At 67.5% G+C, this 6,418-nt stretch carries 7 protein-coding genes; all 7 read left to right on the forward strand.

The genetic code is table 11. The features are described 5' to 3' along the window. Positions 1-71 precede the first annotated feature (71 nt). Positions 72-527, forward strand: a complete 456-nt coding sequence (locus AOK03_RS13700; RefSeq protein ID WP_030791839.1) for an Lrp/AsnC family transcriptional regulator — start codon at positions 72-74, stop codon at positions 525-527. Positions 528-590: 63 nt separating this feature from the next. Then, positions 591-1,754, forward strand: a complete 1,164-nt coding sequence (mqnE, locus tag AOK03_RS13705) for an aminofutalosine synthase MqnE (protein ID WP_055565510.1) — start codon at positions 591-593, stop codon at positions 1,752-1,754. An 11-nt stretch (positions 1,755-1,765) separates the two neighbouring features. Then, on the forward strand, positions 1,766-2,290 hold the full coding sequence (locus tag AOK03_RS13710; RefSeq protein ID WP_055565511.1) for a GNAT family N-acetyltransferase: 525 nt from the start codon (positions 1,766-1,768) through the stop codon (positions 2,288-2,290). A gap of 127 nt (positions 2,291-2,417) precedes the next feature. Beyond that, complete coding sequence (locus tag AOK03_RS13715; RefSeq protein WP_055565512.1) at positions 2,418-2,753, forward strand: DUF4229 domain-containing protein; 336 nt, start codon at positions 2,418-2,420, stop codon at positions 2,751-2,753. Positions 2,754-3,126: 373 nt separating this feature from the next. Beyond that, positions 3,127-4,500 (forward strand): dicarboxylate/amino acid:cation symporter, encoded by a 1,374-nt coding sequence (locus tag AOK03_RS13720; protein WP_055565513.1) that lies wholly within the window; start codon positions 3,127-3,129, stop codon positions 4,498-4,500. A 341-nt stretch (positions 4,501-4,841) separates the two neighbouring features. Continuing rightward, the gene (locus tag AOK03_RS13725) at positions 4,842-5,615 is read left to right on the forward strand and encodes a hypothetical protein (RefSeq protein WP_055565514.1); all 774 of its coding nucleotides are present in this window, start codon (positions 4,842-4,844) and stop codon (positions 5,613-5,615) included. Positions 5,616-5,669: 54 nt separating this feature from the next. Next, complete coding sequence (locus AOK03_RS13730; protein ID WP_157868941.1) at positions 5,670-6,362, forward strand: hypothetical protein; 693 nt, start codon at positions 5,670-5,672, stop codon at positions 6,360-6,362. The last annotated feature ends 56 nt before the right edge of the window (positions 6,363-6,418 follow it).

Raw genomic sequence — 6,418 nt, forward strand, 5'->3', positions numbered from 1 at the left:
TAGACCCTGTTACACCTTAGATTCTACACATAGACTCGCGGTATCGCTGAATAATGAAAGGCATCGCACCTATGGACGCCGTGGACAGGCAGCTCATCCAGGCCTTGCGGGAGAACGGCCGGGCCTCGTACGCCGAACTCGGGCGGCTCGTCGGCCTCTCCGGGCCCAGCGTCACGGACCGGATCAACCGCCTCGAGGCGGCCGGTGTCATCACGGGTTACCGCGCGACCGTCGACTCCGCCTCGCTCGGTCTCGGTGTCATCGCCCTCATCGGCATCTCGCTCTCCGACGCGGCCGACCACGAGGACGTGGCGCGGCGGCTGAAGGACCTGCACGAGATCGAGGACTGCTGGTTCATCGCGGGCGACGACTCGTACATGCTCAAGGTCAGGGCCAGCGACGTGGACGGCCTGGAGAAGACGATCCGCCGGCTCAGCGGCACGCGGGGCGTGTCCAGGACGCGGACGACCATCGTGCTCTCCACCAAGTGGGAGAACCGGGTGGGAGAGCTGCCTGAGGAGGAGTGAGCCCCGGGGCGTACGGTTGGCGTGAGTTTGTGGCAGGTCGTAGGGAGAGGTAAGGGCGAGGGCATGGACGCAGGTCTCAAGCGCGATCTTGAGCAGAAGGTCCGGGACGGGGAGCGGCTGTCCCGCGAGGACGGCATCGCGCTCTACGAGTCGGACGACCTGGCCTGGCTCGGCGGGCTCGCCCACGAGGTGCGCACCCGCAAGAACGGCGACGTCGTGCACTTCAACGTCAACCGCCACCTCAACATGACGAACGTGTGCACCGCGTCCTGCGCGTACTGCTCGTTCCAGCGCAAGCCGGGCGAGAAGGACGCGTACACGATGCGCATCGAGGAGGCCGTCCGCCTCGCCAAGGCGATGGAGGGCGAGAACCTCACCGAGCTGCACATCGTCAACGGCCTGCACCCGAACCTGCCCTGGCGCTACTACCCGCGTTCGCTGAGCGAGCTCAAGAAGGCGCTCCCGAGCGTCTCCCTGAAGGCCTTCACCGCCACCGAGATCCACCACTTCGAGACGATCTCCGGCATGCCGGCCTCCGAGATCCTGGACGAGCTGATCGAGGCGGGCCTGGAGTCGCTGACCGGCGGCGGCGCGGAGATCTTCGACTGGGAGGTGCGTCAGCACATCGTCGACCACCGCACCCACTGGGAGGACTGGTCGCGCATCCACCGGCTCGCGCACGAGAAGGGTCTGAAGACCCCGAGCACGATGCTGTACGGCCACATCGAGGAGCGGCGCCACCGCGTCGACCACGTCCTTCGCCTGCGTGAGCTGCAGGACGAGACCGGCGGCTTCCAGGTCTTCATCCCGCTGCGCTACCAGCACGACTTCGTCGACATGCAGGACGGCAAGGTCCGCAACAAGCTCCAGGCGCGCACGACCATGGCGTCCGGCGCGGAGGCCCTGAAGACCTTCGCGGTCTCCCGCCTCCTCTTCGACAACGTCCCGCACGTCAAGGTCTTCTGGGTCATGCACGGCCTGCACACCACGCAGCTCGCCCTGCAGCACGGCGCGGACGACATGGACGGCTCGGTCGTCGAGTACAAGATCACGCATGACGCGGACAACTTCGGCACGCCGAACAAGCTGACCCGCGAGGACCTCCTCGACCTGATCCGTGAGGCGGGCTTCCGCCCGGTCGAGCGGAACACGCGCTACGAAGCGATCCGCGAGTACGAGGGGCCCGACCCGCTGCTGCGGGAGACGCCGCAGGCGATGCGGGTCTGAGGGCGCCGTCCATGCCACTCACGTTCCGCCTGGACCCACCGGTCGACCCGGCGCTGCGCGACGGCGTCCTGGCCCTGTGGACGGACGTCACCAACGCGGGCGGGGCCGTCGGCTTCGTGCCGCCCACGACGCCCGAGGAGATATGCCCCGAGTTCGTCCGGCACCTCGCCGCGATGGCCGAGGGCCGGACGCGGCTCCTCGTGGGGTACGACGAGGAGGGCGCCGTCGCCGCGACGGCGTTCCTCACCCACAACACCCACCGCCTCATGAAGCACTGGGTGTGGCTCTACACGGTCATGGTCCATCCCCGGCACCAGGGCAAGGGCTACGGCCGCGATCTGATGGCGGCCGTCGAGGACGCGGCCCGCTCGCTGGAGGGCACGGACGCCGTCCGGCTCACCTGCCGCGGCGGCACCGGCCTCGAACGCTTCTACGCGTCCTGTGGATACAAGGAGGTCGGGCGGGTGCCCGGCGCCATACGCGTCGCCCCGGGCGACGACCGCGACGACATCATGCTCCTGCTGCAGCTGCGGTAGGGCCCGCTTCGGGTGCGGTCGGGCCCGCTCTTGCCCGGCCCCCCCCTGCCGGGGGCGGAGTTCTCCGTGCTTCACTGGAGAGGCTCGTCCTACTCGGGCCCATTTCGGAACGGAAGAGTGGATTGACATGCTCCGCTACACGCTGATGCGCCTCGGGATCTTCGTGGGTTGCTTCTTGGTCGTCTGGGGCCTGGTCTACTCCGAGATCCTGCCGCGCGGCCTCGGCGACTCGAACCTGCTCTGGGTGCTGCTGCTGTCGCTGGTCGTCTCCGCGCCCATCAGCTTCGTGGCCCTCCGCAAGGAGCGCGACCGCGCCTCGGTGGACGTCGTGGCGCGCGTGGACCGCGCCAAGGCCAACCTGGAGGCGAACCGCACGCAGGAGGACGAGGCGGACGACGCGGCGCGCGCGCAGTCGAAGGAAGGCTTGCGGGCGCAGGGCGGCGCGCAGGCGCAGGGTTCGTAAGCTTCGTCACACACTTCTGGGAACCCCGGTTCCGGAGCACATCGCTCCGGAACCGGGGTTCCTCGCGTTGTGGGGCCAGTTGAGGCGGGTGGGGCACGCCCCGAGCGGGGGCAGCCCTCCCCCGTACCTCAAACAAGACCTTTGATGTACTCAAAGTACAAGTGTTAACGTGTTCGACATGAAGACAGCAGCAGCGCACCGCAACGCCATGAGCGTCCCGCTCGTGGCGCGCCTGCATGTCGACCTCTGCCGCTGCATGTCCGCGGCCTGTCACATCTGAACGTGACCCCCGATGCAGCGGCCCCGCTGACCCTTCGCGGTCGTCGCTCCCGTACGTCCCCAACCCCCTGACTTTCCTCACCGGAGTGTGTCCGTGTCCGCGAATTCCGCGACCCCCGCCGACCAGGCCGGGCAGCCCGAGAAGCCCCAGTCCGGCTTCCGGATACCCAAGTTCCTCAAGATCCCCTTCTGGGCGCAGATCCTCGGCGGCCTCGTGCTGGGCGTCCTGCTCGGCTGGCTCGCCCGCAGCCAGGACATCTCCTGGCTCGTCACCACCCTCTCCAAGGTCGGCGACACCTTCATCGGCCTGCTGAAGCTGGCGGTCGCCCCGCTCGTCTTCTTCGCGATCCTGGTGTCCATCACCAACCTGCGGAAGGTCAACAACGCCGCACGGCTGGCCACCCGCACCCTGCTCTGGTTCATGATCACGTCGCTGATCGCGGTGGCCATCGGCCTCGCCATCGGCCTGATCACCAACCCGGGCTCCGGCACCGGCCTCACCCCGAAGGACGGCAAGGCCCCCGACCACGCGGGCTCCTGGATCGACTTCCTGACCGGGATCATCCCGACGGACGTCATCACGCCCTTCACCGAGCTCAACGTCCTGCAGATCGTCTTCATGGCCGCCGTCGCCGGTATCGCCGTACTGAAGATCGGCGACAAGGCCCAGCCGATCCTGGAGCTGAGCGAGTCCGTCCTCGCCCTCCTCCAGAAGGCACTGTGGTGGGTCATCAAGCTCTCCCCGATCGGCACCGTCGGCCTCATCGGCTTCGCCATCGCGGACTACGGCTGGAACCTGATCAGCAAGTACGCGACGTTCACCGCCGACATCTACATCGGCTGCGCCCTGGTGATGTTCGGCGTCTACCCGCTGCTCCTCGCGTTCGTCGCCAAGGTCAACCCGCTCCAGTTCTTCAAGGGCGCCTGGCCCGCGATCCAGCTGGCCTTCGTCTCCCGCTCCTCGGTCGGCACCATGCCGATCACCCAGAAGGTCACCGAGCGACTCGGCGTCCCGAAGGAGTACACGTCCTTCGCCGTGCCGTTCGGCGCGACCACCAAGATGGACGGCTGCGCCGCGATCTACCCGTCGATCGCCGCGATCTTCGTCGCGCAGATCTTCGACGTGAACCTGGGCATCAAGGAGTACCTGCTCATCGCGTTCGTGTCGGTCGTCGGCTCGGCCGCGACGGCGGGTCTGACGGGCGCCACGGTCATGCTGACCCTGACCCTGTCGACGCTCGGCCTGCCGATGGAGGGCGTGGGCCTGCTCCTCGCCATCGACCCGGTCCTCGACATGATGCGCACCGCGACGAACGTCGCGGGACAGGCGCTGGTCCCCGTGGTCGTCGCGGCCCGCGAGAAGATCCTGGACCGCGAGGCGTACGAGAGTGCGTCGGCGTCTCCGCTCGACGACTTCGACTCGGTCGACGACGCGCCGTCGTCGCGGGCGGTGCCTGCGGCCGCTTGAGTCGGCCCGAGGTTGCTTGAGGTCGCTTGAGGCCGCTTGAGTCGGCCCGAGGTTGCTTGAGGCCGCTTGAGTCAGGGCTTTCCTTCTGGCCTCTCGCGGTGTCCCGCGGCTTCCCGAGCCCCGTCCCGGAACTCTTCCGGGGCGGGGCCCGGTCGTTTCTGTGCACGGCCTTGACGGTTTCAGGGGCAGTCTTAATATGACCCTCACCAGAGGCTCGGATCAGTAGCCGTAGCCGTAGCTGGCCGATGGGGGAACTGTTCCTGATTCCCGGGAACACCGGCGAGTTTGCCCCGAGCGGGGTTCGTCTCGCCCTTTACCCGGCACGTGACAGAGGGGGCGTCATGACGTCTTCCGACATCGAGGTAGCGGCAAAACAGAAAGCCGCGGATGCGCTGCAGTTCATCGAAAGCCTCGAACTCGATCAGCCCGAAATGCGCTATGTGCCGCCCGGACTGGCGCTCCAGGAAGAAGAGTCCGCCGCGGTCGTCGCGGGCAGCATCATCGCCTTCACCGACGGCCTGAACGGGCAGCAGAAGTCCGACGTGCTCAACGCGACGCTGCTGGCCCAGCTCGCGGCCAACAAGAAGTTCGACCGCGACGAGAACACGAAGAAGTGGTACGAGTACTACCGCTCCGTCCTGGAGCAGGTCGGCTGGGTCGTGCCGTCCTTCAGCTTCGCCAAACTCACCGTGGCGGGATCCCGGTTCACCGTCGACCGCGCCGTCATCGCGCTCCTCCAGGCCATCGCCTCGCCCGGCGAGATCTCCGTGGCCAAGGCCGCGATCGAATCGCTGAAGTCCCTGCAGGACAAGGACCGCCGCGTCGTCCTCTTCGAGAGCAACGCGCACAGCGACAAGCTGGGCAACTTCCAGATCGCGGCGTGCGGCGTCTCCTCCGGGGACACCGTGGTCATGAAGATCGGCATGTTCTACTTCACCACCACGGAACGCGTCACTCGCGTGCTGTTCTTCAGCTTCCCGCGCTCCAGCACGACGATGCAGCAGGCCCGCCAGACGATGACGCTCAACGAGGACGTGTACGCGCAGGTCCGCGACGCCGTCATCAAGAAGCTCGGCGACAAGGCGAGCCAGTTCATCGACGACCTGGAGATCTAGGGGGGCGCCCGGTGTGCCGTCCGGTGTGTCGCCCGGTGGGGTGACGGGGTCGTGATGGACGAGTTCGGTGAGTTCGGCGAGTTGGGCGAGGCCTCGGTGGTCGTCGATTGCGGTGGCCTTGTCGCCCTCGCGGGCGGAGTTTCCGAGCAGCACAGAAAAGACGTTCTGTTTTCTGTGCTGCTGGCCCAGCTCGTGGCCAACAAGAAGTACGCACGGCATACGGACGCGGTGCGTTGGTACGAGTCCTATGGGGAGACCCTTGAAAGGGTCGGGTGGATCGTCAAGGAGCACGAGGGATTCGCCCGGCAGCATCCCAGTAAAATCCCGTATCGGGTCGGTCCCTTGGCGCTGGGAATCCTCGGGCGCGTCTCCGGGGATGCCGCGGTGAATCTGGCCCGCGCGGCGTTACGGGCCCTCACGGAACTCGATCCGGCCGACCGTGCCGCGGAACTCTTCGAGGACCAGGCCCACTTCGGACGCGCCGGGAATTTCCAGCTCGCCGTGGTGGAGGAAACGGACGGTCTCGTGGGTGTGCGGCTGGGGCGCTTTCGGTTCCGCGTCGTGGACGAGGCCACGGAGGCGGGGCGGCTGCTGCACACGGACTTCCGTGCCGCGGACGAGTTCGTCGGCGGTGCGCAGGTGCTGCACCTCAACGAGGACGTGTACGGGCCGCTGCGGGACGGGATCGCCGAGAAGCTCGGCGCCAGGGCGGAGGTGCTGGTCGCGCCGGTGGGCGGGGTGCGGTGAGGTGGTGCGTGGTGCGTGGTGCGTGGGGCGTGGTGGGGGTGCGGTGAGGTGGTGCG

It is taken from the genome of Streptomyces atriruber, from assembly GCF_001418325.1.
GTDB classification, from domain to species: Bacteria; Actinomycetota; Actinomycetes; order Streptomycetales; family Streptomycetaceae; genus Streptomyces; species Streptomyces atriruber.

Coding starts and splice junctions, on each gene's coding strand:
- AOK03_RS13700 (WP_030791839.1), top strand. CDS start 72: ATGGACGCCGTGGACAGGCAGCTCATCCAGGCCTTGCGGGAGAACGGC.
- mqnE (WP_055565510.1), top strand. CDS start 591: ATGGACGCAGGTCTCAAGCGCGATCTTGAGCAGAAGGTCCGGGACGGG.
- AOK03_RS13710 (WP_055565511.1), top strand. CDS start 1,766: ATGCCACTCACGTTCCGCCTGGACCCACCGGTCGACCCGGCGCTGCGC.
- AOK03_RS13715 (WP_055565512.1), top strand. CDS start 2,418: ATGCTCCGCTACACGCTGATGCGCCTCGGGATCTTCGTGGGTTGCTTC.
- AOK03_RS13725 (WP_055565514.1), top strand. CDS start 4,842: ATGACGTCTTCCGACATCGAGGTAGCGGCAAAACAGAAAGCCGCGGAT.
- AOK03_RS13730 (WP_157868941.1), top strand. CDS start 5,670: ATGGACGAGTTCGGTGAGTTCGGCGAGTTGGGCGAGGCCTCGGTGGTC.